We start from the raw sequence: 24129 nt of genomic DNA on the forward strand, positions 1-24129 counted from the left end.
CCGCCCCCCTCCCGACCACACCCCCGGGCAGGTGACGGAAGTGACCGACAGGGAAACGCCGCGCCGCCGCGTGCGCGGACCCGCGCGGCCCGACCGCTCCGCAGGCCGGCGCCCCGGCCCCGGAGCCCGCCCGGCGCGCCGCCCGGCCCCGCCCCGTCCGGGGGCCCCGCGCGGGATCCGCCTCGGCAGCCCCCGCCCCCGGCTGCGCCTGATCGGCTTCGCGCTCACCCTCGTCCTGCTGGTCTTCGTCGTCCGGCTGCTCCAGGTGCAGGCCGTCGACGCGAGCGCGTACGCCGCCAAGGCCCAGCAGAACCGCTACGTCGTGCACACCCTCGCCGCCCAGCGCGGCCAGATCACCGACCGCGCCGGTGTGGCCCTGGCGACCAGCGTCGACGCGTACGACATCACCGCCGACCCCACGCTGTTCACCCGCGAGCAGCTCAAGATCGGTGACGGGCCCGAGCAGGCGGCGGCGCTGCTCGCGCCCATCCTCGGCGAGGACCAGGCCGAACTCGTCGGCAAACTGCGGCCCGAGGACAAGAAGCTGCGCTACGTCAAGCTGGCCGGGCGGCAGACCCCGCAGGTCTGGAGGCAGATCAAGGACCTGCGGACCGCGCTCGCCGCCAAGGCGGAGACCGACCGGAGCACCGTCAACGTCCTCGCCGGCGTGCTGGCCGAACCCAGCAGCAAGCGCGTGTACCCCAACGGCGAGCTGGCCGCCGGGATACTGGGCTGGGTGAACGCCGACGGCAAGGGCGGCGGCGGCATCGAGCAGCAGCTGAACGGTCAGCTGGCCGGTGAGGACGGCAAGATCCGCTACGCCCAGTCCGGCGGCCTGCAGGTGCCGACCGCCGGCTCCACCGAGACGCCCGCGGTGCCCGGCTCGGACATCGAGATGACCATCGACCGCGACATCCAGTGGGCCGCGCAGAACGCCATCACCGAGCAGGTGGAGGAGTCCGAGGCGGACCGCGGCTACGTGATCGTGCAGGACACCCGCACCGGCGAGATCCTCGCCATGGCCAACTCGCCCGGCTTCGACCCCAACGACCTGTCCACGGCGGACGCCACCGCCATGGGCAACGCGGCCCTCCAGGACGCCTACGAGCCCGGCTCCACCGCCAAGGTCATGTCGATGGCCGCCGTCCTGGAGGAGAACGCCGCCACGCCGCAGACGCACGTGGTCGTGCCCAACCGGCTGCACCGGGGCGACCGGCTGTTCCAGGACGACGTCGACCACCCGACCTGGTACCTGACGCTCAACGGCGTGCTCGCCAAGTCCAGCAACATCGGCACCATCCTGGCCACCGGACAGCTCGGCAGGACCCAGGCCGAGGCCAACCGCGTGCTGTACACCTACCTGCGCAAGTTCGGCCTCGGCAGTTACACCGGGCTGGGCTTCCCCGGCGAGACCAAGGGCATCCTCGCGCCGCCGGACCAGTGGTCGACCTCCCAGCAGTACACGATTCCCTTCGGTCAGGGCGTCTCCATCAACGCGATGCAGGCCGCCTCCGTGTACTCGACCATCGCCAACGGCGGCGTCCGCGTCGAACCCACGCTCGTACGCGGCACGAAGGGGCCGGACGGGCGCTTCACACCCGCCCCCGAGCCCGAGAAGACGCGGGTCGTGAGCGAGCGGACGGCCACGACGCTGGCCCGGATGCTGGAGTCGGTCGTCGACGACGAGGAGGGCACCGGAACCAAGGCGCGCATCCCCGGCTACCGGGTCGCGGGCAAGACCGGCACCGCCAACCGCGTGGACCCGGCCACCGGCAAGTACCGCGGCTACACGTCGTCGTTCGCCGGGTTCGCCCCCGCGGACCAGCCCCGCGTCACCGTCTACTGCGCCATCCAGAACGCCACCGAGGGCAGCTACTTCGGCGGCCAGATCTGCGGACCGGTCTACAAGCAGGTGATGGAGTTCGCCCTGAAGACCCTGCAGATCCCCCCGACCGGAGCCGAGCCCGCCAACTACCCGGTCACCTTCACGCCCTGAGCAGCACCGAGCATCCAGGAACCATCCGTGACAACGATCACCCCCGATCCCGGGAACCACGGCACCCCCCGCCCCTCGCTTCGCTCCGGAGCGGGTGCGCCCGGTACGCTCACCGCCGTGCCACACGCTGATCAGTCCCCAACCACCCAGCAGGACGCTCCCGTGACCCACCCGGGACCGCCCAGGCCGGAACGGGTCTCCGCCACACCCCTCGCGGACCTCGCCGGCCAGCTGGGTGTCACCGCGCCGGAGGGGGCCGCCGGGGTCACGGGCATCTCCCACGACTCGCGCGCCGTCCGCCCGGGCGACCTGTACGCCGCCCTGCCCGGCGCCCGCGCGCACGGTGCCGACTTCGTCACCCAGGCCGTCGGCCTCGGCGCCGCCGCCGTGCTGACCGACCCGGCCGGCACCGAACGCGCCGCGGCCACCGGCCTGCCGGTGCTCACCGTCGACGACCCGCGCGCGCGGATGGGCGAACTGGCGGCGACGATCTACGGCCACCCCGGCCGCGAGCTGCTCCAGATCGGCATCACCGGCACCTCCGGCAAGACCACCACCGCCTATCTCGTCGAGGGCGGTCTGAGGACGGGCCGTCCGGCCGGGCTGATCGGCACGGTCGAGACCCGGATCGGCGACGAGCGGATCAAGTCGGAGCGCACCACGCCCGAAGCCACCGATCTCCAGGCGCTGTTCGCGGTGATGCGCGAGCGCGGCGTCGAGGCGGTCGCCATGGAGGTCTCCAGCCACGCGCTGGTCCTCGGCCGGGTCGACGGCTGCGTCTTCGACGTCGCGGTGTTCACCAACCTCAGCCCGGAGCACATGGAGTTCCACTCCGACATGGAGGACTACTTCCGGGCCAAGGCGCAGCTGTTCACGCCGGAACGCAGCAGGCTCGGCGTGGTCAACATCGATGACGAGTACGGCCGCAGGCTCGCCCGCGAGGCCGGCGTCCCGGTCGTCACCTACTCCGCCGAGGGGCACCCGGACGCCGACTGGCGCGCCGAGGGCGTCGAGGTCGGCCCGCTGGACTCGCCGTTCACCGTGCACGGGCCCGGCGGCGAGCGGATCAGCGCCAGTTCGCCGCTGCCGGGCCCGTTCAACGTGGCGAACACGCTCGCCGCGATCGTCGCCCTCGCCGCCGCCGGCCTGGACCCGCAGACCGCGGCCGACGGCATCGCCGCCGTACCGGGCGTGCCGGGCCGGCTGGAGCGGGTGGACGCCGGCCAGGACTACCTCGCGGTCGTCGACTACGCCCACAAGACGGACGCGGTCGAGTCGGTCCTCAAGGCGCTGCGCAAGGTCACCAAGGGCCGGCTGCACGTCGTGCTCGGCTGCGGCGGCGACCGGGACACCACCAAGCGGGGCCCGATGGGCGCCGCCGCGGCCCGGCTCTCCGACACGGCCGTGCTGACCTCCGACAACCCCCGCTCCGAGGACCCCCTCGCGATTCTCGCCAGCATGCTGCGGGGCGCGGCCGCGGTGCCGGCGCACGAACGCGGCGAGGTGCTGCTCTTCGAGGACCGGGCCGCCGCCATCGCCGCCGCCGTCGGCCGGGCGCGGCCCGGGGACACGGTGCTGGTCGCGGGGAAGGGCCACGAGCAGGGCCAGGACGTCGCCGGGGTGGTCCGTCCGTTCGACGACCGCCAGGTGCTGCGCGCAGCAATCCAGAAAACCCAGGGATGAAAATCCAGAAGACCCAGGGGATGAACTTGTGATCGCCCTCTCTCTCGCCGAGATCGCGGAAGCCGTCGGCGGGCAGACGCACGACATACCGGATCCGTCGGCACAGGTGACCGGACCGGTCGTCCGGGACTCGCGCGAGGTCGTGCCCGGCAGTCTGTTCGCCGCCTTCGCCGGCGAGCGCGTGGACGGCCACGACTTCGCGGCACAGGTCGTCGACGCGGGCGCGGTCGCGGTGCTCGCGCAGCGGCCCGTCGGCGTGCCCGCGATCGTCGTGGACGACGTCCAGACGGCCCTCGGCGCCCTCGCCCGGCACGTCGTGCGCAAGCTCGGCACCACCCTCGTGGCACTCACCGGCTCCGCGGGCAAGACCAGCACCAAGGACCTGATCGCGCAGGTGCTCCAGCGCAAGGCGCCGACGGTGTGGACGCCCGGATCGTTCAACAACGAGATCGGGCTGCCGCTGACCGCCCTCAGCGCCACCGAGGAGACCAGGTTCCTGGTGCTGGAGATGGGTGCGCGCGGCATCGGCCACATCCGGTACCTGACCGGCCTGACCCCCCCGAGGATCGGCGTGGTGCTCAACGTGGGCACCGCGCACATCGGCGAGTTCGGCGGCCGCGAGCAGATCGCGCAGGCCAAGGGCGAGCTCGTCGAGGCGCTCCCCGAGGACGGCACGGCCGTCCTGAACGCCGACGACCCCCTCGTCCGCGCCATGGCGTCGCGGACCAAGGCGCGGGTGATCCTCTTCGGCGAGACCGACGAAGCGGACGTACGCGCCGAGAACGTGCACCTGGCGGAGTCCGGCCGGCCCTCCTTCACCCTTCACACACCCTCCGGGTGCAGTGATGTGACCATGCGCCTGTACGGTGAGCACCACGTGTCGAACGCGCTCGCCGCGGCCGCCGTCGCCCATGAGCTGGGCATGTCCGCGGAAGAGATCGCCACCGCGCTCTCCGGGGCAGGCTCCCTCTCCCGCTGGCGCATGGAGGTCACCGAGCGCCCGGACGGCGTGACGGTCGTCAACGACGCCTACAACGCGAACCCCGAGTCCATGAAGGCCGCGCTGCGCGCGCTCGTGGCCATCGGCAAGGGACGTCGTACGTGGGCGGTGCTCGGCAAGATGGCCGAGCTCGGGGACGAGGCGCTCGCCGAGCACGACGCGGTCGGGCGGCTCGCCGTCCGGCTCAACGTCAGCAAGCTCGTCGCGGTCGGGGGCAGGGAAGCCGCCTGGCTGCAACTGGGCGCATATAACGAGGGTTCGTGGGGTGAGGAGTCGGTGCACGTGTCCGACGCACAGGCGGCGGTCGACCTGTTGCGCAGCGAGTTGCGCCCGGGGGATGTCGTCCTCGTGAAGGCGTCCCGTTCGGTCGGCCTGGAGAGCGTCGCCGAGGCGCTGCTCGCGGGTGCCGAGGGTGAGGTTTCCGCCCGATGATGAAGCAGATCCTGTTCGCGGGAGTCATTGGCCTGTTCCTGACGCTGATCGGCACCCCGCTGCTGATCAAGCTCCTGGCCCGCAAGGGCTACGGCCAGTACATCCGCGACGACGGCCCGCGCGAGCACCACAGCAAGCGCGGTACGCCGACGATGGGCGGTATCGCCTTCATCCTGGCGACGATCGCCGCGTACTTCCTGAGCAAGCTGATCACCGGCTACTCGCCGACCTTCTCGGGTCTGCTGGTGCTCGGGCTGATGGCCGGCATGGGCCTGGTCGGCTTCCTGGACGACTACATCAAGATCGTCAAGCGGCGTTCGCTGGGCCTGCGGGCCAAGGCGAAGATGACCGGGCAGCTGATCGTCGGCATCGCCTTCGCGGTGCTGTCGCTCCAGTTCGCGGACAACCGCGGCAACACCCCGGCCTCCACCAAGCTGTCGTTCATCACCGACTTCGGGTGGACGATCGGCCCGGTGCTGTTCGTGGTCTGGGCGCTGTTCATGATCCTGGCGATGTCGAACGGCGTGAACCTCACCGACGGTCTCGACGGTCTCGCCACCGGCGCCTCCGTGCTGGTCTTCGGCGCCTACACCTTCATCGGCGTCTGGCAGTTCCAGGAGTCCTGCGCCAACGCGGGCACCCTCACCAACCCGGGCGCCTGCTACGAGGTCCGGGACCCGCTGGACCTCGCGGTGGTCGCCTCCGCGCTGATGGGCGCCTGCCTCGGCTTCCTGTGGTGGAACACCTCGCCGGCCAAGATCTTCATGGGGGACACCGGCTCGCTGGCGCTCGGCGGCGTGCTGGCCGGTCTGGCCATCTGCTCCCGTACGGAGCTGCTGCTGGCCATCCTCGGCGGTCTGTTCGTGCTGATCACCATGTCGGTGGTCATCCAGGTCGGCTCGTTCCGCCTCACCGGCAAGCGCGTCTTCCGGATGGCGCCACTCCAGCACCACTTCGAACTCAAGGGCTGGTCCGAAGTCCTGGTCGTGGTCCGCTTCTGGATCATTCAGGGCATCTGTGTGATTGTCGGACTGGGCCTCTTCTATGCGGGATGGGCAGCGGAAAAGTGACCTCCTCGGAGCTCAAGGGCAAGCACGTCACCGTCGCCGGGCTCGGCGTCTCCGGCGTCCCGGCGGCCAAGGTCCTGCACGGCCTCGGCGCGCACGTCACCGTCGTCAACGACGGCGCCGACGAGCGCGCCCGGGCCCAGGCCGCCGAACTGGAGGCGCTCGGTGTCACCGTCCGCCTCGGCGACGGGGCGACCCTGCCCGAGGGCACCGAGCTGATCGTCACCGCGCCCGGCTGGAAGCCGGACAAGCCGCTGTTCACGGCGGCGGCCCAGGCGGGTGTCCCGGTCTGGGGCGACGTCGAACTCGCCTGGCGGCTGCGGGGCCCGGACGCCGCACCCTGGCTCGCCGTCACCGGCACCAACGGCAAGACGACGACCGTCCAGATGCTGGCCTCGATCCTGCGCGCCGCCGGGCTGCGCACCGCCGCCGTCGGCAACATCGGCGTCTCGCTGCTGGACGCGGTGCTCGGCGAGGAGCGCTACGACGTGCTCGCCGTCGAGCTGTCCAGCTACCAGCTGCACTGGGCGCCCTCCCTGCGCGCCCACTCCGCCGCGGTGCTGAACCTCGCCCCCGACCACCTCGACTGGCACGGCTCGATGGAGGCGTACGCCGCCGACAAGGGCCGTATCTACCAGGGCAATCGCGTCGCCTGCGTCTACAACGCCGCCGACCGGGCCACCGAGGACCTGGTGCGCGCGGCGGACGTCGAGGAGGGCTGCCGGGCGATCGGCTTCACGCTCGGCACCCCGGCGCCGTCCCAACTCGGCGTCGTGGACGGCATCCTGGTCGACCGCGCCTTCGTCGAGGACCGGCACAAGAACGCCCAGGAGCTGGCCGAGGTCTCCGACGTCAACCCGCCGGCCCCGCACAACATCGCCAACGCCCTTGCCGCGGCGGCCCTGGCGCGCGCCTACGGCGTGCCCGCCACGGCCGTCCGGGACGGGCTGCGGGCCTTCACCCCGGACGCCCACCGCATCGCGCACGTCGCCGACGTGGACGGGGTCTCCTACGTCAACGACTCCAAGGCGACCAACACCCATGCCGCCGAGGCCTCGTTGGCGGCGTACGACTCGATCGTGTGGATCGCCGGCGGACTGGCCAAGGGGGCGACCTTCGGCGAGCTGGTCGCCAACTCGGCGAAGCGGCTGCGCGGCGTCGTCCTGATCGGCGCGGATCGGGCCCTGATCCGCGACGCCCTTGCGCGACACGCCCCGGAAGTACCCGTCGTCGACCTCGACCGGACCGACACTGGGGCGATGCTCGCGGCGGTCCGCGAGGCCCGGCGGCTCGCCGTCGCCGGGGACACGGTGCTCCTGGCACCGGCCTGTGCCTCGATGGACATGTTCGCCAACTACACCAAGCGGGGAGACGCGTTCGCGGAGGCGGTTCGCGAACTCGGCGCGGGCGCCTGACGGCGGGTCGCGGCCACGGCGGACGCTGCGGGACCCATGGAGGGACGGTGACTCGGATGTGGCTCGGGTTCGGTCGGCGGCTGCCCGGCGCGGGGAGCCGGTGATGCCCGGCAGCCGTACAGGACGTCCTCCGCTCGCGCGGGCCGCCCGCCCGCCCGCTCCCCGGCCGCCGCGGGAGAACCCCTTCGTGCGGTTCTCCACCCGCGCGCGCAAGGCCTGGGACCGCCCGCTGACGGCGTACTACCTGATCCTCGGCGGCAGCCTGCTGATCACCGTGCTGGGCCTGGTGATGGTCTACTCGGCCTCGCAGATCACCGCGCTGCAGATGTCCCTGCCGGGGTCGTACTTCTTCCGCAAGCAGCTGCTGGCCGCGGTCATCGGCGCGGTGCTGCTGTTCGCCGCCGCCCGGATGCCCGTGCGGCTGCACCGGGCGCTGGCCTACCCGATCCTCGCCGGTGCCGTCTTCCTGATGGCCCTGGTGCAGGTGCCGGGGATAGGGATGGCCGTCAACGGCAACCAGAACTGGATCGCCGTCGGAGGCTCCTTCCAGATCCAGCCCAGCGAGTTCGGCAAGCTGGCCCTGGTGCTGTGGGGCGCCGACCTGCTCGCCCGCAAGCAGGACCGCAACCTGCTCGCGCAGTGGAAGCACATGCTGGTGCCGCTGGTCCCGGTGGCGTTCATGGTGCTCGGCCTGATCATGCTCGGCGGCGACATGGGCACCGCGATCATCCTCACCGCGATCCTGTTCGGCCTGCTGTGGCTGGCGGGCGCCCCGACCCGGCTGTTCGTCGGTGTGCTGGGGGTCGCCGCGGTGCTCGGCACGATCCTCATCCGGAGCAGCTCCAACCGGCTGGACCGGTTCCGCTGCATCGGCGCCTCCGAGATGGGCCCGGACGGCTCCTGCTGGCAGGCCGTGCACGGCATCTACGCCCTGGCCTCCGGCGGACTCTTCGGTTCGGGGCTCGGCGCGAGTGTGGAAAAATGGGGTCAACTCCCCGAAGCGCACACCGACTTCATCTTCGCCGTCACCGGTGAGGAACTGGGCCTGGCGGGGACGCTGTCGGTGCTCGCCCTCTTCGCCGCTCTAGGCTATGCGGGCATCCGCGTGGCCGGACGCACGGAGGACCCCTTCGTCAGGTACGCCGCGGGAGGCGTGACCACCTGGATCACGGCCCAGGCCGTGATCAACATCGGTGCGGTGCTCGGCCTGCTGCCGATCGCCGGCGTCCCCCTCCCGCTGTTCTCCTACGGAGGATCCGCCCTGCTGCCGACCATGTTCGCCATCGGGCTGCTGATCGCCTTCGCACGCGACGAGCCCGCTGCGCGGGCGGCGCTTGCGATGCGGCAACCCCGCTTTGGTAGAAAGCGGGGTGCTGGGGGTACTGCGTCGAACCGGAGTCCCCGGAGTTGGAACACGATGCGACGGCGCGCCGCGGCGCGCTCGTCCGGAGAGCGGTGAATTTCGGTGCATGTCGTACTCGCTGGTGGGGGGACCGCCGGCCACATCGAGCCCGCGCTCGCCCTCGCGGACGCCCTGCGCAGGCAGGACCCGACGGTGGGGATCACGGCCCTGGGCACGGAGCGCGGCCTGGAGACCCGGCTCGTCCCGGAGCGCGGCTATGAGCTGGCGCTCATCCCCGCCGTCCCGCTGCCGCGCAAGCCCACGCCCGAGCTGATCACCGTCCCGGGCCGGCTGCGCGGCACGATCAAGGCGGCCGAGCAGATCCTGGAGCGCACCAAGGCGGACGCCGTGGTCGGCTTCGGCGGCTACGTGGCGCTGCCCGGCTATCTGGCCGCCAAGCGGCTCGGTGTGCCGATCGTGATCCACGAGGCGAACGCCCGCCCCGGCCTGGCCAACAAGATCGGCTCACGGTACGCCTCCCAGGTGGCCGTCTCCACGCCCGACAGCAAGTTGCGGGGCGCCCGCTACATCGGCATCCCGCTGCGCCGCTCCATCGCCACCCTGGACCGGGCCGCGGTGCGGCCCGAGGCGCGCGCGGCGTTCGGTCTCGACCCCAACCTGCCGACGCTGCTGGTCTCCGGCGGCTCGCAGGGCGCCCGCCGGCTCAACGAGGTGGTCCAGCAGGTCGCCCCGTGGCTTCAGCAGGCCGGGATCCAGATCCTGCACGCGGTCGGCCCGAAGAACGAACTGCCGCAGGTGCACCAGATGCCGGGGATGCCCCCGTACATCCCGGTAAGTTACCTGGACCGGATGGACCTCGCGTACGCCGCGGCCGACATGATGCTCTGCCGCGCGGGCGCGATGACCGTCGCCGAACTCTCCGCCGTCGGGCTCCCGGCCGCCTACGTCCCGCTGCCCATCGGCAACGGCGAACAGCGGCTGAACGCCCAGCCGGTGGTCAAGGCCGGCGGCGGACTGCTGGTCGACGACGCGGAACTCACCCCGGAGTGGGTGCAGCAGAATGTGCTGCCGGTGCTCGCCGACCCGCACCGGCTGTACGAGATGTCCCGCGCCGCCGGTGAGTTCGGCCGCCGGGACGCCGACGAACTCCTCGTCGGCATGGTGTACGAGGCGATCGCCGCGAACCGTGCACACCCCTAGGCACATCTGAACGGAAGGCAGGGAGCGTGGCCGGACCGACCACCGCCGAGCGCGGTGCACGCCAGCAGGAGTCGTCCGGCCCGCCCCTCCTCCGGCGGTGGCGACCGCCCAGGCTTCGTAAGATCATCATTCTTGCGCTCGTCCTCACGGCTCTGGGCGCCGGTATCGGCTGGCTGTTGTACGGCTCGCAGTGGACGCGCGTGGAGCGCGTGACCGTCTCCGGCACCCGCGTCCTGTCGCCCGCGCAGGTGCGCGACGTGGCCGACGTTCCCGCCGGAGCGCCGCTCGTGTCCGTCGACACGGACGGGATCGAGGCGCGACTGCGCCGAGAATTGCCCCGTATCGACGGGGTTCAGGTGGTCCGTTCCTGGCCTCATGACATCGGCCTGGAAGTCACCGAGCGGACGCCGGTGCTGGTGGTCGAGAGGGGCTCCGCGTTCGTGGAAGTGGACGACGAGGGTGTCCGCTTCGCCACGGTGTCGGAGGCGCCGAAAGGTGTTCCGCTCCTGCAACTGACGACGTCGCGGTCGGGTTCGGCCGCGGCCAGCCACCGCCGCTTCGGCGAGAGCCGCCTGGTGCGCGAGGCGGTCCGGGTCGCCGGCGCCGTGCCGGCCGCGGTCGCCCGCCAGACCCGGGTCGTCAAGGTCGGTTCGTACGACGACATCTCGCTGGAGTTGAGCGGCGGGCGCACCGTCGCCTGGGGGAGCGGCGAGAAGGGGCAGGCGAAGGCCCGCACGCTCACCGCTCTCATGAAAGCCGCTCCGGGCGCCCGGCACTTCGACGTCAGCGTCCCCACCGCCCCCGCGTCATCAGGGAGTTGACGCACATCCGCGCAGGCCAGCACCCTGGCTGGGCAGCGCTACGGCTGATCACATAGGGTGAAAAGAAAAACGGGAGGTTCGGCGTGTTCGTTGTACGCGCGCCACTTGTCGACTTAGTGTCCTGTTCAGAAGACTCCAGGGAACAGACACACTGGTAACCCTAAACTTCAGCGTTAGGGTTCGGGTCGGCACTACGGACCGTCCCATTCGGCATCAGTCGTCGGACCGCGGGCACCGCGGGACGACGGCACGTAATTCGAGGCGAGAGGCCTTCGACGTGGCAGCACCGCAGAACTACCTCGCAGTCATCAAGGTCATCGGTGTCGGCGGCGGTGGTGTCAATGCCATCAACCGGATGATCGAGGTCGGTCTCAAGGGCGTCGAGTTCATCGCCATCAACACCGACGCGCAGGCGCTGTTGATGAGCGACGCCGACGTGAAGCTCGACGTCGGCCGGGAACTCACCCGCGGACTCGGCGCCGGAGCCAACCCGGCCGTCGGCCGCAAGGCCGCCGAGGACCACCGCGAGGAGATCGAGGAGGTCCTCAAGGGGGCCGACATGGTCTTCGTGACGGCCGGTGAGGGCGGCGGCACCGGCACCGGCGGCGCGCCCGTCGTGGCCAACATCGCGCGCTCCCTGGGCGCCCTGACCATCGGCGTGGTCACCCGCCCGTTCACCTTCGAGGGACGGCGCCGGGCCAACCAGGCCGAGGACGGCATCGCCGAGCTCCGCGAAGAGGTCGACACCCTCATCGTCATCCCGAACGACCGGCTGCTGTCCATCTCCGACCGCCAGGTGTCGGTCCTGGACGCCTTCAAGTCGGCCGACCAGGTCCTGCTCTCCGGTGTCCAGGGCATCACCGACCTCATCACCACCCCCGGCCTCATCAACCTCGACTTCGCCGACGTCAAGTCGGTCATGTCCGAGGCCGGTTCGGCCCTGATGGGCATCGGCTCGGCCCGCGGCGACGACCGCGCGGTGGCCGCGGCCGAGATGGCGATCTCCTCGCCGCTGCTGGAGGCGTCCATCGACGGCGCCCGCGGTGTGCTGCTCTCCATCTCCGGCGGCTCCGACCTCGGCCTGTTCGAGATCAACGAGGCCGCCCAGCTGGTCAGCGAGGCCGCCCACCCCGAGGCCAACATCATCTTCGGCGCGGTCATCGACGACGCCCTGGGCGACGAGGTCCGCGTCACCGTGATCGCGGCCGGCTTCGACGGGGGCCAGCCCCCCGCCCGCCGGGACAACGTCCTCGGCTCGTCCTCCGCCAAGCGCGAGGAGCCGGCCCCCGTGCGGCAGCCCGAGTCCCGTCCGTCCTTCGGCGCCCTCGGCAGCGTCAAGCCGAAGGAGGAGCCGGAGCCCGCGCCCGAGCCGGTGAGCGAGATCCAGGCGCCGCCGCCGGTCCCGCCGTCGCGCTCCTACACGGACAGCGCGGCCGAGGAGCTGGACGTACCGGACTTCCTGAAGTGATAGGACAGCGCGACACCGCGAGCGGCGCGCACTTCGCCTTCACCGACCGGTGGGGCGGGGTGAGCGCCGTTCCGTACGAGGAGCTCAACCTGGGCGGGGCGGTCGGCGACGACCCCGAGGCGGTACGGACCAACCGGGAGCTGGCCGCCAAGTCCCTGGGACTCGACCCCGGCCGGGTCGTGTGGATGAACCAGGTGCACGGCGACGACGTGGCCGTGGTCGACGGACCCTGGGACCCCGGCACGCCCGTGCCCTCGGTCGACGCGATCGTGACCCGGCGGCGCGGCCTCGCCCTCGCCGTGCTCACCGCCGACTGCCTGCCGGTGCTGCTCGCCGACCCCGTCGCCGGGGTCGCCGCCGCGGCCCACGCGGGCCGGCCCGGCATGGTGGCGGGCGTCGTACCGGCCGCGCTGCGCGCGATGACGGAACTGGGCGCCGAGCCGGACCGGATCGTGGCCCGCACCGGACCCGCCGTGTGCGGCCGGTGCTACGAGGTGCCGGAGGCGATGCGCGCCGAGGTGGCCGCCGCCGAGCCGGAGGCGTACGCCGAGACGAGCTGGGGCACGCCCGCGGTCGACGTGGCCGCCGGCGTGCACGCCCAGCTCACCCGGCTCGGGGTGCGCGACCGGGCGCAGTCGACGGTGTGCACCCGGGAGTCGGGCGACCACTTCTCGTACCGCCGCGACCGCACCACCGGTCGGCTCGCGGGCTATGTGTGGCTGGACTGATGGGACATGACGGACCGTAAGGATGAAATCGCCGGAAATTTGGCGGCGGTGGAGGAACGTATCGGCGCCGCCTGCGCGGCCGCCGGGCGGCCGCGCGAGGAGGTGACCCTGATCGTGGTAACCAAGACGTACCCCGCGGCCGACGTGCGGATCCTGTCGGAACTCGGTGTGCGTCACGTCGCCGAGAACCGTGACCAGGACGCGGCGCCCAAGGCCGCGGAATGTTCGGATCTGCCGCTTGCGTGGCACTTCGTCGGACAGTTGCAGACCAACAAGGTGCGTTCCGTGGTCGGTTACGCGGATGTCGTACAGTCCGTCGATCGTTCCAGGCTTGTCACAACTCTCTCCCGGGAGGCCGTGCGCGCCGGGCGCGAGGTGGGCTGCCTGATCCAGGTCGCGCTCGACGCCGGCGAGAGCGCGCGGGGCGAGCGGGGCGGCGTGGCGCCGGGCGGGATCGCGGAGTTGGCGGACCTCGTGGCCGGGTCCCCGGGGCTGCGGATGGACGGGCTGATGACCGTCGCGCCGCTCACCGGGGAGTACGCGGGGCGCGAACGGGCGGCGTTCGAGCGGATGATGGATTTGTCGACTGACCTGCGCCGGACCCATCCGGCTGCCACCATGGTCTCGGCAGGGATGAGTGCGGATCTCGAGCAGGCCGTGGCCGCCGGAGCGACACATGTGCGCGTCGGCACCGCGGTACTCGGAGTCCGCCCCAGGCTCGGGTAACGTCGCCAAGAAGTCGGACCACAGCAGAAAATATGGTCATTGCCGTCGCAGGGCGGGCGTAACGACCTCGTGGATCGCGGGCACTTGGCAGTCGTCAGCCGATCCACCACAGAGCGGAGGACTCAGAGCATGGCCGGCGCGATGCGCAAGATGGCGGTCTACCTCGGCCTCGTGGAGGACGATGGGTACGACGGCCGGGGATTCGACCCCGACGACGACTTCGAACCGGAACTCGACCCGGAGCCCGAACGGGACCACCGGCGGCACGAGTCGTCGCACCAGTCCCACAGTGCACATCAGCCCCAAAGGGACGAATCGGTGCGAGTGGTGCAGCCTCCGGCACCCCGCGAGCCGGTCTCCCGCATCCCTTCGCTCCCCGCGGAATCCGGACGTCCGGCGCGCATCGCGCCCGTGGCATCCATCACACAAGAACGTCAGAGCCTGGAGAAGAACGCGCCGGTGATCATGCCCAAGGTCGTGTCGGAACGAGAGCCGTACCGGATCACCACGCTCCACCCGCGGACCTACAACGAAGCCCGTACCATCGGGGAACACTTCCGCGAAGGCACCCCCGTGATCATGAACTTGACTGAGATGGACGACACAGACGCCAAGCGACTTGTCGACTTTGCGGCGGGTTTGGTGTTTGGTCTTCACGGCAGTATCGAGCGGGTGACGCAGAAGGTCTTCCTGTTGTCTCCTGCTAACGTCGATGTCACGGCGGAGGACAAGGCCCGCATCGCAGAGGGCGGGTTCTTCAACCAGAGCTGAGACGCACGACCGGAAACAGCAGTGCAAGCATCACCGAGCAGTACCCAGAGCACGGATCAGGGGAGAGGGAAGCACGGGTCATGAGCGTGGTCCTGGATGTCGTCTACATCGCGCTGATGTGCTTCCTCATCGTGCTTATTTTCCGGTTGGTCATGGACTACGTCTTCCAGTTCGCCCGCTCATGGCAACCCGGCAAGGCGATGGTGGTCGTTCTGGAGGCCACCTACACTGTCACCGATCCACCGCTCAAGCTTCTGCGGCGGTTCATCCCGCCGCTGCGTCTCGGGGGCGTGGCGCTCGACCTGTCCTTCTTCGTACTGATGATCATCGTCTACATCCTGATCTCGATCGTGAGCCGGCTGTGAGCGATGTGAACTACGGTCTTGCCGAATGCCGACGACTACGTTGAGGTGAAGAGATGCCGTTGACCCCCGAGGACGTGCGGAACAAGCAGTTCACGACCGTCCGCCTCCGAGAAGGCTATGACGAGGACGAGGTCGATGCCTTCCTCGATGAGGTCGAAGCCGAGCTGACCCGTCTGCTCCGCGAGAACGAGGACCTGCGCGCCAAGCTGGCCGCGGCCACCCGCGCCGCCGCCCAGAACCAGCAGAACATGCGCAAGCCTCCGGAGGGGCAGGACCAGCAGCAGGGTATGCCTCAGCAGGGCGGTATGCCGCAGCAGGGTATGCCTCAGCAGGGTGGTATGCCGCAGCAGGGTATGCCCCAGCAGGGTGGCATGCCGCAGCAGGGTATGCCCCAGCAGGGTGGCATGCCCCAGCAGGGTATGCCCCAGCAGGGCATGCCGCAGCAGGGCATGCGCGGTCCCGGCGCTCCCGTACCCGCCGGCATATCGGGCCCGCCGCAGCAGCAGATGGGTGGCCCCATGGGTGGCCCGCCCCAGCTGCCGAGCGGTGCGCCGCAGCTGCCCGCCGGTCCCGGCGGTCAGGGTCCGCAGGGTCCCGGCCCGATGGGCCAGGGGCCGATGCAGGGTCAGATGGGCCCGGGTCCCATGGGCGGTCCGATGGGTGGTCCCGGTATGCCCGGCCAGGGCCCCGGTGGCGACAGCGCCGCGCGCGTTCTGTCGCTGGCCCAGCAGACCGCCGACCAGGCGATCGCGGAGGCCCGTTCCGAGGCCAACAAGATCGTCGGTGAGGCTCGTTCGCGCGCCGAGGGCCTGGAGCGGGACGCCCGCGCCAAGGCCGACGCGCTGGAGCGGGACGCCCAGGAGAAGCACCGCGTCGCGATGGGCTCGCTGGAGTCCGCCCGCGCCACGCTGGAGCGCAAGGTCGAGGACCTGCGCGGCTTCGAGCGGGAGTACCGCACGCGCCTGAAGTCCTACCTGGAGTCGCAGCTGCGTCAGCTGGAGACCCAGGCGGACGACTCGCTCGCCCCGCCGCGCACGCCGGCGACCGCGTCCCTCCCGCCGTCCCCGGCGCCCTCCATGGCCCCGGCCGGCGCGAGTGCCCCGTCCTACGGCGGCAGCCAGGCGATGGGCGGCGCCCCCTCACCGGCCGCTCCCTCCTACGGCAGTCAGCAGCAGATGTCCCCGGCGATGACCCAGCCGATGGCTCCGGTGCGGCCGCAGGGCCCGTCGCCGATGGGTCAGGCTCCCTCGCCGATGCGCGGTTTCCTCATCGACGAGGACGACAACTGACGGCACGTAGTACGGCGTAGACATCGGCGGCGTTCAGGGCGGGGCCCCGGATCGGTATCCGGGGCCCCGCCCTTTTGCTACGCGTGTTCACGGTATATGCCGTAAGTGCGCGCGTGTGGGTGCAGTTGTGTGGGTGTACGCAACGCCGGAGGTCAGGGCCCGCCAGGATTTTCCTGGCGGGCCCTGACCTCCGGGCGAGCGCTACGCCTTGCGCAGTCGGAAGGTGAGCGTCAGGGGTTCGTCCGTGAACGGGGCGCCGAAGCCCCCGTCCGCCTCGCCCTGGGCGAAGTCCGTCGCCAGGACCTCGTCGGCGATCAGCGTGGCGTGGTCGGTGAGGGCGGCGATCGTCGCCGGGTCCGTCGCCGTCCAGCGCAGTGCGATGCGGTCGGCCACGTCGAGGCCGCTGTTCTTGCGGGCCTCCTGGATCAGGCGGATCGCGTCCCGGGCGAGGCCCGCGCGGCGGAGCTCCTCGGTGATCTCCAGGTCGAGGGCGACCGTGGCACCCGAGTCCGACGCCACCGACCAGCCCTCGCGCGGGGTCTCCGTGATGATGACCTCGTCCGGTGCCAGGGTGATCGTCTCGCCGTCGACCTCGACCGACGCCGTGCCCTCGCGCAGGGCGAGGGAGAGCGCGGCCGCGTCGGCGTTCGCCACGGCCTTGGCGACGTCCTGGACGCGCTTGCCGAACCGCTTGCCCAGCGCACGGAAGTTGGCCTTGGCCGTGGTGTCGACCAGGGAGCCGCCGACCTCGCTCAGCGAGGCGAGCGACTCGACGTTCAGCTCCTCCGTGATCTGGGTGTGCAGTTCGGGGGAGAGGGCGTCGAAACCGGTCACGGCGATCAGCGCCCGCTTCAGCGGCTGACGCGTCTTGACGCCCGACTCCGCGCGCGTGGCGCGGCCCAGCTCCACCAGGCGGCGCACCAGCACCATCTGCTTCGACAGCTCGGGATCGATGGCGGTCAGGTCCGCCTCCGGCCAGGAGGACAGGTGCACCGACTCCGGCGCTCCGGGCGTGACCGGCACGATCAGGTCCTGCCAGACCCGCTCGGTGATGAACGGGGTCAGCGGCGCCATCAGCTTCGTGACCGTCTCGACGACCTCGTGCAGCGTGCGCAGCGCCGCCTTGTCGCCCTGCCAGAAGCGGCGCCGGGAGCGGCGCACGTACCAGTTGGACAGGTCGTCGACGAACGCCGACAGCAGCTTGCCGGCGCGCTGGGTGTCGTACACCTCCAGGGAACGGGTCACCTGGTCGGTCAGCGCGTGCAGCTCGGACAGCAGCCAGCGGTCGAGCAGCGGGCGGTCGGCCGGGGCCGGGTCGGCCTCGGACGGGGCCCAGCTCGACGTGCGGGCGTACAGGGCCTGGAAGGCGACCGTGTTCCAGTAGGTGAGGAGCGTCTTGCGGACGACCTCCTGGATGGTGCCGTGACCGACGCGGCGGGCCGCCCACGGGGAGCCGCCGGCCGCCATGAACCAGCGGACCGCGTCCGCGCCGTGCTGGTCCATGAGCGGGATCGGCTGGAGGATGTTGCCCAGGTGCTTGGACATCTTCCGGCCGTCCTCGGCGAGGATGTGACCGAGGCAGACGACGTTCTCGTACGACGACTTGTCGAACACCAGGGTGCCGACCGCCATCAGCGTGTAGAACCAGCCCCGGGTCTGGTCGATGGCCTCGCTGATGAACTGCGCCGGGTAGCGGGACTCGAAGAGTTCCTTGTTCTTGTACGGGTAGCCCCACTGCGCGAACGGCATGGAACCCGAGTCGTACCAGGCGTCGATGACCTCCGGCACGCGTGTCGCCGTCTTCTGGCACTGCGGGCAGGCGAAGGTGACCTCGTCGATGTACGGGCGGTGCGGGTCGAGGCCGGACTGGTCGGTGCCGGTCAGCTCGGTCAGCTCGGCGCGGGAGCCGGCGACCGTGAGGTGGTCGTCCTCGCAGCGCCAGATCGGCAGCGGGGTGCCCCAGTAGCGGTTGCGGGACAGGGCCCAGTCGATGTTGTTGTTCAGCCAGTCGCCGAAGCGGCCGTGCTTGACCGTGTCCGGGTACCAGTTGGTCCGCTCGTTCTCCGCCAGGAGGCGGTCCTTGACGGCCGTGGTGCGGATGTACCAGGACGGCTGCGCGTAGTAGAGCAGCGCGGTGTGGCAGCGCCAGCAGTGCGGGTAGCTGTGCTCGTACGGCAGGTGCTTGAAGAGCAGGCCGCGCTCGCCGAGGTCCTCGGTGAGCTTCTCGTCGGCCTTCTTGAAGAAGGCGCCGCCGACGAGGGGCAGGTCCTCCTCGAAGGTGCCGTCCGGGCGGACCGGGTTGACCACCGGCAGGCCGTAGGAGCGGCACACCTTGAGGTCGTCCTCACCGAAGGCGGGGGACTGGTGGACCAGGCCGGTGCCGTCCTCGGTGGTGACGTACTCGGCGTTGACGACGAAGTGGGCCTCGCTCGGGAACTCCACCAGCTCGAAGGGGCGCTGGTACGTCCAGCGCTCCAGCTCGGCGCCGGTGAAGCTCTGCCCGGTGGTCTGCCAGTCCTCGCCGAGGGCCTTCTCGACCAGCGGCTCGGCGACCACGAGCTGCTCCTCGCCGTCGGTCGCGACGACGTAGGTGACCTCGGGGTGGACGGCGACGGCCGTGTTGGAGACGAGGGTCCACGGGGTGGTCGTCCACACCAGGAGCGCGGCGCGGCCGGCCAGCGGGCCGGAGGTCAGGGGGAAGCGGACGTAGACGGAGGGGTCGACGACCGTCTCGTAGCCCTGGGCCAGCTCGTGGTCGGACAGACCGGTGCCGCAGCGGGGGCACCAGGGGGCGACGCGGTGGTCCTGGACCAGCAGGCCCTTCTTGAAGATCTCCTTCAGCGACCACCAGACCGACTCGATGTACTCGGGCTCCATGGTCACGTACGCCTCGTCGAGGTCGACCCAGTAGCCCATGCGGGTGGTCAGCTCGGAGAAGGCGTCGGTGTGGCGGAGCACGGACTCGCGGCACTTGGCGTTGAACTCGGCGATGCCGTACGCCTCGATGTCCTTCTTGCCGGAGAAGCCCAGCTCCTTCTCCACCGCCAGCTCCACCGGCAGGCCGTGGCAGTCCCAGCCGGCCTTGCGGGCCACGTGGTAGCCGCGCATGGTGCGGAAGCGGGGAAAGACGTCCTTGAAGACGCGCGCCTCGATGTGGTGGGCGCCCGGCATGCCGTTCGCGGTGGGGGGGCCTTCGTAGAACACCCACTCGGGGCGGCCCTCGGACTGCTCCAGGCTCTTGGCAAAGATCTTCTGCTCGCGCCAGAAGTCGAGCACGGCGTGCTCAAGGGCGGGCAGGTCGACCTGGGCGGGCACCTGTCGGTACGTCGTCATCGATCTTCCTCCGGCGGACTTGCTGCCTTCCGTCCGGAGGGACGAGAGCTACGTTTCCGTACGCCGCCTTCGGCGCGCTCCCGCGGTACCACCCTCCTTGGCCCGCCGACGCACTGCCGTGCCTCGGTGAGCCCCCTCATTGGGGCCGCGATGCCGGTTCTACCGGCCCTGCCACTGGGGCGGGGCTTTCTTCCGGCGGCTCCGGGGTGATCTTCACGTCGCGCTCGCCCCCGGGCTTCCACCGTCCCCGGGTCGCTCTGGGCTGCGTACGCCGCTACTCGTCCCCATCCACGCTTTTCGCTCCGCCCAGTGTACGGCGCGGGGCGGACGGCGGCCGACCGGATTTCCGGAGGGGGGTGGGGCAGGAGGAGTCGGTGTAATATAACCCGATTGGTCAGTGATGTTACTTTGGATCCTCTGATGTCCGGCTCGGCGGATTACCCGGCGGGGAGCTGGGCACAACGCATGCATGCCGGCCGCGTGGCGGCCGCGGGGCGGGCGATTCGGGCGGCGTGCCCCGTTGCCGTGGGACCTGAGTCGATTTATCGTCCCAGCACGATTTCGCGTGCAAGATCACAATATGTGAAGGGGCCGCGGCCATGGTGGCGAACAAGACCGCCGTACAGCAGTCGGCGTCCGGTGGGTCCGCGCGCGCCTCCGGCGGTGCGGTCACGGGAGCGGCCAAGGGGTCGGACGGCGAGAAGAGCACGCAGGGGGTGGCGTCGGCCGCGAAGCGTGCGGTGGGCAAGGCGGTGCGCAAGGTGCGGGGGGCGCCCGCGGCAGCGCCTGCCAAGAAGGTGGTGGCCGAGAAGGCCGAGAAGGCCGAGAAGGCGGTGGCCGAGAAGGCGGTCGGGAAGAAGGCCGCCGCCGAGGTGGCTGCCGCCAAGAAGACCGCCGCCAAGAAAGCAGTCGCCAAGAAGGTCGCCGTCGGGGAGCCTGCCACCAAGGGGCCCGCCGTCAAGAAGTCCGTCGTGAAGAAGACCGTCGCCAAGAAGGCTGTCGCCGAGAAGACCGTCGCCAAGAAGGCTGTCGCCGAGGAGGCCGTCGCAAAGAAGACCGTTGCCGAGAAGGCCGCGGCGGCGGAGGCCCCGAGGAAGAAGGCGGCGGCGGAGGCCCCGAGGAAGAAGGCGGCGGCTGGGGAGGGCGCCGCGCAGAAGGCGGTGTCGGCCAAGAAGGCGGGGGCCGAGAAGCCGGTCCCGGGCAAGAAGGCCGTAGCCGCCAAGAAGGCGGCGTCCGGGAAGGGAGCCTCGGCGGAGAAGGCCGTGGCGATGGAGGCGGCCGGGGGAAAGAGGACGGCGTCCGGCAGGGATGCCGAGCACAAGACGGCTGCCGGGCACAAGAAGGTGACGGTCGGGGAGGGGGCTGCCGGGAAGGGGGTGTCGGCCAGGAAGGCTCCGCCCGCCAAGAAGTCGGCGGCGGGCGAGGAGGCGGTGTCCAGGGGGAAGGGGGAGGAGGCCGTCGTGGAGAGGCCTGTTGAGGCGGGGACCGTGGCGCCGGAGGCGGGCGGTGCGGGGGAGGGGGAGCGCGCCCAGGAGGGGGCGGGCGGGAGTACGGGCAAGAAGGCGGGCGCGGCGCGGGCCGCGAAGCAGACGGGAGCCACGACGGTGGTTGCGAAGAAGACCCCTGGGCAGGCCACGACGGCGAAGACCGCCGTACCCAAGGCACGCGTCGCCGCGGCGGAGCCGGGCGACCTCGCGGTGCGCCCCGGTGAGGACCCCTGGACCCCGGACGAGGTCGCGGAGGCCCGCGGGGAGCTGGCGTCCGAGACGGAGCGGCTGAGCACCGAGATCGCCAACGCGGAGGCCTCCCTGGCCGGCCTGATGCGGGACTCCGGCGACGGCGCCGGCGACGACCAGGCCGACACCGGCGCCAAGAACATCACGCGCGAGCACGAACTGGCCCTCGCCGCCAACGCACGGGAGATGCTCACCCAGACCGAGCACGCCCTGCAACGCCTCGACGCCGGCACGTACGGCCTCTGCGAGAACTGCGGCAACCCCATCGGCAAGGCCCGTATGCAGGCCTTTCCGCGGGCCACGCTGTGCGTCGAGTGCAAGCAGAAGCAGGAGCGCCGGTACTGACCGGCCCCGATGCCGCCGAATGCCTCCTGAGCACGTGCGTCGTCCACGGCGTGCCGTACCCTCGTGCTCAGTCAGGCACCTAGGTCGAGGGACTCACGTGGCAGAGGCGGAGCGCATCATCGGTACGCCGGGCAGCCCGGACGCGGCGCGGGCCGGGCAGCAGCGGCCCGGCGACGACGCCGCGCCGCAGGAACGGTCCGGCGCCGAGGCGGCACGGAGCCCGGCCGACGGGTCCGGCACGGACGCGGTGGACACGGTGGACGCCCCGGCCGAGCGGCCCCGGGGCCGGCGCCGGATCGCCGTGCTGTTCGCGGTCGCCGGATTCGCGTACGCCCTCGATCTGATCAGCAAGATGATCGTGGTCGCCAAGCTGGAGCACCACGAGCCGGTCGAGATCATCGGGGACTGGCTGCGCTTCGAGGCCATCCGCAACGCGGGCGCCGCGTTCGGCTTCGGCGAGGCCTTCACCGTGATCTTCACGGTGATCGCGGCGGCGGTGATCGTGGTGATCGCGCGGCTCGCCCGCAAGCTGTACAGCCTGCCCTGGGCGATCGCCCTGGGCCTGCTGCTCGGCGGCGCGCTCGGCAACCTCACCGACCGGATCTTCCGCTCCCCGGGCGTCTTCGAGGGCGCGGTCATCGACTTCATCGCACCCAAGCACTTCGCCGTCTTCAACCTCGCCGACTCGGCGATCGTGTGCGGCGGCATCCTGATCGTGCTGCTGTCCTTCAAGGGCCTCGACCCGGACGGCACGGTCCACAAGGACTGACCGCCGGACGGCCGGGCGCGGGCTGGCGTACGGCGGTGTCGGACCCGTCCGGCATACTCGACGGGTGAGCACGATTCCCGAGATCCGTACCCTGCCCGTGCCGGACGGCCTGGAGGGCGAGCGCGTCGACGCCGCCATCTCCCGCATGTTCGGCTTCTCCCGCACGAAGGCCGCGGAGCTCGCCGCGGCGGGCAAGGTGCTGGTCGACGGCACGGCGGTCGGCAAGTCCGAGCGGGTGCGCGGCGGCGCCTGGCTGGAGGTCGAGATGCCGCAGGCGGCCCCGCCGGTACAGGTGGTGGCCGAGCCGGTCGAGGGCATGGAGATCGTGCACGACGACGAGGACGTGGTCGTCATCGTCAAGCCGGTCGGCGTGGCCGCGCACCCCTCCCCCGGCTGGACCGGGCCGACGGTCATCGGCGGCCTGGCGGCGGCCGGGTACCGGATCTCCACGTCCGGCGCGGCCGAGCGGCAGGGCATCGTGCACCGGCTCGACGTCGGCACCTCGGGGCTGATGGCGGTCGCCAAGTCCGAGCGCGCGTACACCTCGCTCAAGCGGCAGTTCAAGCAGCGCACGGTCGACAAGCGGTACCACACCCTCGTCCAGGGCCACCCCGACCCGACCAGCGGCACCATCGACGCGCCCATCGGCCGTCACCCCAGCCACGACTACAAGTGGGCGGTCACCGCCGACGGCAAGCCGTCCGTCACGCACTACGACCTGATCGAGGCGTTCCGCGCGGCCTCGCTGCTCGACGTGAAGCTGGAGACGGGCCGTACCCACCAGATCCGGGTGCACATGGCCGCCCACCGCCACCCCTGCGTCGGCGACCTGACGTACGGCGCCGACCCGACGCTCGCCAAGCGGCTGCGGCTGACCCGGCAGTGGCTGCACGCCGTGCGGCTGGGCTTCGAGCACCCCGGGGACGGCGAGTGGGTGGAGTTCGCCTGCGACTACCCGGACGATCTGCAGGACGCGTTGGACAAGGTGCGTGAGGAGACCTACGGATGAGCGCCGGGTACGTCGTGCGGGTCGCCGAGGAGGAGCCCGACCGCCAGGCGTGCTTCGCCGTGCGCAAGGAGGTCTTCGTCGCCGAGCAGGGCGTACCGGAGGACGTGGAGTACGACGCCCACGACGCGACCGCGCTGCATGTGCTGGCCGTGCGCGCGGACGGCGTGCCGCTCGGGACCGGGCGGCTGCTGTACGGTCCCGCGGCGGCGGCCAGGACCGGGGGCGACCCGGAGGTGGGGTCGCTCGGGCGGCTCGCGGTGACGCGGGAGTCCCGGGGGCTCGGTGTCGGGGGCGCGCTGGTGCGGGCCATCGAGGACGCGGCCCGCGTGCGCGGCTTGGCGGCCGTCGATCTGCACGCGCAGACGCACGCGCTGGGTTTCTACGAGCGGCTGGGGTATGTGGCGTACGGGCCGGAGTTCTCCGACGCGGGGATGGCGCACCGGGCGATGCGGCGCTCGCTCCGGCGTCCGGCGCGGGGCGGACCGCTCGGCGGGCTTGAGCGGTCGGCCGGGGGTTGACCGTTCGTCAGGTGTGAGCGGCCGGTCGGGGTTGGCCGTTCGGCACCTGTGAGCGGTTGGCGGGGGGTTGACCGTTCGGTGGGGGTTCGACCGTC

At 71.3% G+C, this 24129-nt stretch carries 19 protein-coding genes; 18 read left to right on the top strand and 1 reads right to left on the bottom strand.

What is annotated here, in order from left to right:
- Positions 1–40: 40 nt before the first annotated feature.
- The 14 genes from ACFF45_RS01070 (at position 41) to ACFF45_RS01135 (ending at position 16324) form a co-directional block, all read left to right on the top strand.
- Positions 41–1996 carry a peptidoglycan D,D-transpeptidase FtsI family protein gene (locus ACFF45_RS01070; RefSeq protein ID WP_381340574.1) on the top strand — a complete coding sequence of 652 codons (1956 nt, stop codon included), beginning with the start codon at positions 41–43 and terminating at the stop codon, positions 1994–1996.
- Between the two features lie 27 nt (positions 1997–2023).
- Positions 2024–3679: a UDP-N-acetylmuramoyl-L-alanyl-D-glutamate--2,6-diaminopimelate ligase gene (locus ACFF45_RS01075; protein ID WP_381340576.1), complete on the top strand. Its 1656-nt coding sequence runs from the start codon at positions 2024–2026 to the stop codon at positions 3677–3679.
- Positions 3680–3707: 28 nt separating this feature from the next.
- Complete coding sequence (locus tag ACFF45_RS01080) at positions 3708–5111, top strand: UDP-N-acetylmuramoyl-tripeptide--D-alanyl-D-alanine ligase (protein ID WP_381340578.1); 1404 nt, start codon at positions 3708–3710, stop codon at positions 5109–5111.
- Entirely contained in the window at positions 5111–6181 is a 1071-nt protein-coding gene (gene mraY / locus ACFF45_RS01085; protein WP_381340932.1) for a phospho-N-acetylmuramoyl-pentapeptide-transferase, read from the top strand. Before ACFF45_RS01080 ends, mraY begins: the two co-directional genes overlap by 1 nt.
- Positions 6163–7593 (top strand): UDP-N-acetylmuramoyl-L-alanine--D-glutamate ligase, encoded by a 1431-nt coding sequence (gene murD / locus ACFF45_RS01090; RefSeq protein WP_381340582.1) that lies wholly within the window; start codon positions 6163–6165, stop codon positions 7591–7593. The genes mraY and murD overlap by 19 nt, the downstream gene beginning before the upstream one ends.
- Positions 7594–7696: 103 nt before the next feature.
- A complete protein-coding gene (gene ftsW, locus ACFF45_RS01095) occupies positions 7697–9052 on the top strand; it encodes a putative lipid II flippase FtsW (protein WP_381340584.1) in 1356 nt (451 codons plus the stop codon).
- A 6-nt stretch (positions 9053–9058) separates the two neighbouring features.
- Positions 9059–10156: an undecaprenyldiphospho-muramoylpentapeptide beta-N-acetylglucosaminyltransferase gene (gene murG / locus ACFF45_RS01100; protein WP_381340587.1), complete on the top strand. Its 1098-nt coding sequence runs from the start codon at positions 9059–9061 to the stop codon at positions 10154–10156.
- A 26-nt stretch (positions 10157–10182) separates the two neighbouring features.
- Complete coding sequence (locus tag ACFF45_RS01105; protein ID WP_381340590.1) at positions 10183–10977, top strand: cell division protein FtsQ/DivIB; 795 nt, start codon at positions 10183–10185, stop codon at positions 10975–10977.
- A gap of 277 nt (positions 10978–11254) precedes the next feature.
- A complete protein-coding gene (gene ftsZ, locus ACFF45_RS01110; protein WP_381340592.1) occupies positions 11255–12445 on the top strand; it encodes a cell division protein FtsZ in 1191 nt (396 codons plus the stop codon).
- Complete coding sequence (gene pgeF / locus ACFF45_RS01115) at positions 12442–13173, top strand: peptidoglycan editing factor PgeF (protein ID WP_381340595.1); 732 nt, start codon at positions 12442–12444, stop codon at positions 13171–13173. The genes ftsZ and pgeF overlap by 4 nt, the downstream gene beginning before the upstream one ends.
- 6 nt (positions 13174–13179) lie before the next feature.
- A complete protein-coding gene (locus tag ACFF45_RS01120) occupies positions 13180–13899 on the top strand; it encodes a YggS family pyridoxal phosphate-dependent enzyme (protein WP_381340598.1) in 720 nt (239 codons plus the stop codon).
- Positions 13900–14028: 129 nt separating this feature from the next.
- The gene (locus ACFF45_RS01125) at positions 14029–14670 is read left to right on the top strand and encodes a cell division protein SepF (RefSeq protein ID WP_381340600.1); all 642 of its coding nucleotides are present in this window, start codon (positions 14029–14031) and stop codon (positions 14668–14670) included.
- An 80-nt stretch (positions 14671–14750) separates the two neighbouring features.
- A complete protein-coding gene (locus tag ACFF45_RS01130) occupies positions 14751–15035 on the top strand; it encodes a YggT family protein (protein ID WP_007448661.1) in 285 nt (94 codons plus the stop codon).
- 53 nt (positions 15036–15088) lie between these two features.
- The gene (locus ACFF45_RS01135; RefSeq protein WP_381340603.1) at positions 15089–16324 is read left to right on the top strand and encodes a DivIVA domain-containing protein; all 1236 of its coding nucleotides are present in this window, start codon (positions 15089–15091) and stop codon (positions 16322–16324) included.
- Between the two features lie 201 nt (positions 16325–16525).
- On the opposite strand, the gene ileS is transcribed toward ACFF45_RS01135, so the two are convergent.
- Positions 16526–19657 carry an isoleucine--tRNA ligase gene (gene ileS, locus ACFF45_RS01140; RefSeq protein ID WP_381340605.1) on the bottom strand — a complete coding sequence of 1044 codons (3132 nt, stop codon included), beginning with the start codon at positions 19655–19657 and terminating at the stop codon, positions 16526–16528.
- A 599-nt stretch (positions 19658–20256) separates the two neighbouring features.
- On the opposite strand from ileS, the gene ACFF45_RS01145 reads away from it, so the two are divergent.
- From ACFF45_RS01145 to ACFF45_RS01160, 4 genes are all read left to right on the top strand, one after another.
- Entirely contained in the window at positions 20257–21738 is a 1482-nt protein-coding gene (locus tag ACFF45_RS01145; protein WP_381340608.1) for a TraR/DksA family transcriptional regulator, read from the top strand.
- Positions 21739–21835: 97 nt separating this feature from the next.
- Complete coding sequence (lspA, locus tag ACFF45_RS01150) at positions 21836–22507, top strand: signal peptidase II (protein WP_381340611.1); 672 nt, start codon at positions 21836–21838, stop codon at positions 22505–22507.
- Between the two features lie 64 nt (positions 22508–22571).
- Complete coding sequence (locus tag ACFF45_RS01155) at positions 22572–23516, top strand: RluA family pseudouridine synthase (RefSeq protein ID WP_381340613.1); 945 nt, start codon at positions 22572–22574, stop codon at positions 23514–23516.
- Complete coding sequence (locus ACFF45_RS01160; RefSeq protein WP_381340616.1) at positions 23513–24034, top strand: GNAT family N-acetyltransferase; 522 nt, start codon at positions 23513–23515, stop codon at positions 24032–24034. The genes ACFF45_RS01155 and ACFF45_RS01160 overlap by 4 nt, the downstream gene beginning before the upstream one ends.
- The last annotated feature ends 95 nt before the right edge of the window (positions 24035–24129 follow it).

It is taken from the genome of Streptomyces cinereospinus, from assembly GCF_042430725.1.
Lineage (GTDB): Bacteria > Actinomycetota > Actinomycetes > Streptomycetales > Streptomycetaceae > Streptomyces > Streptomyces cinereospinus.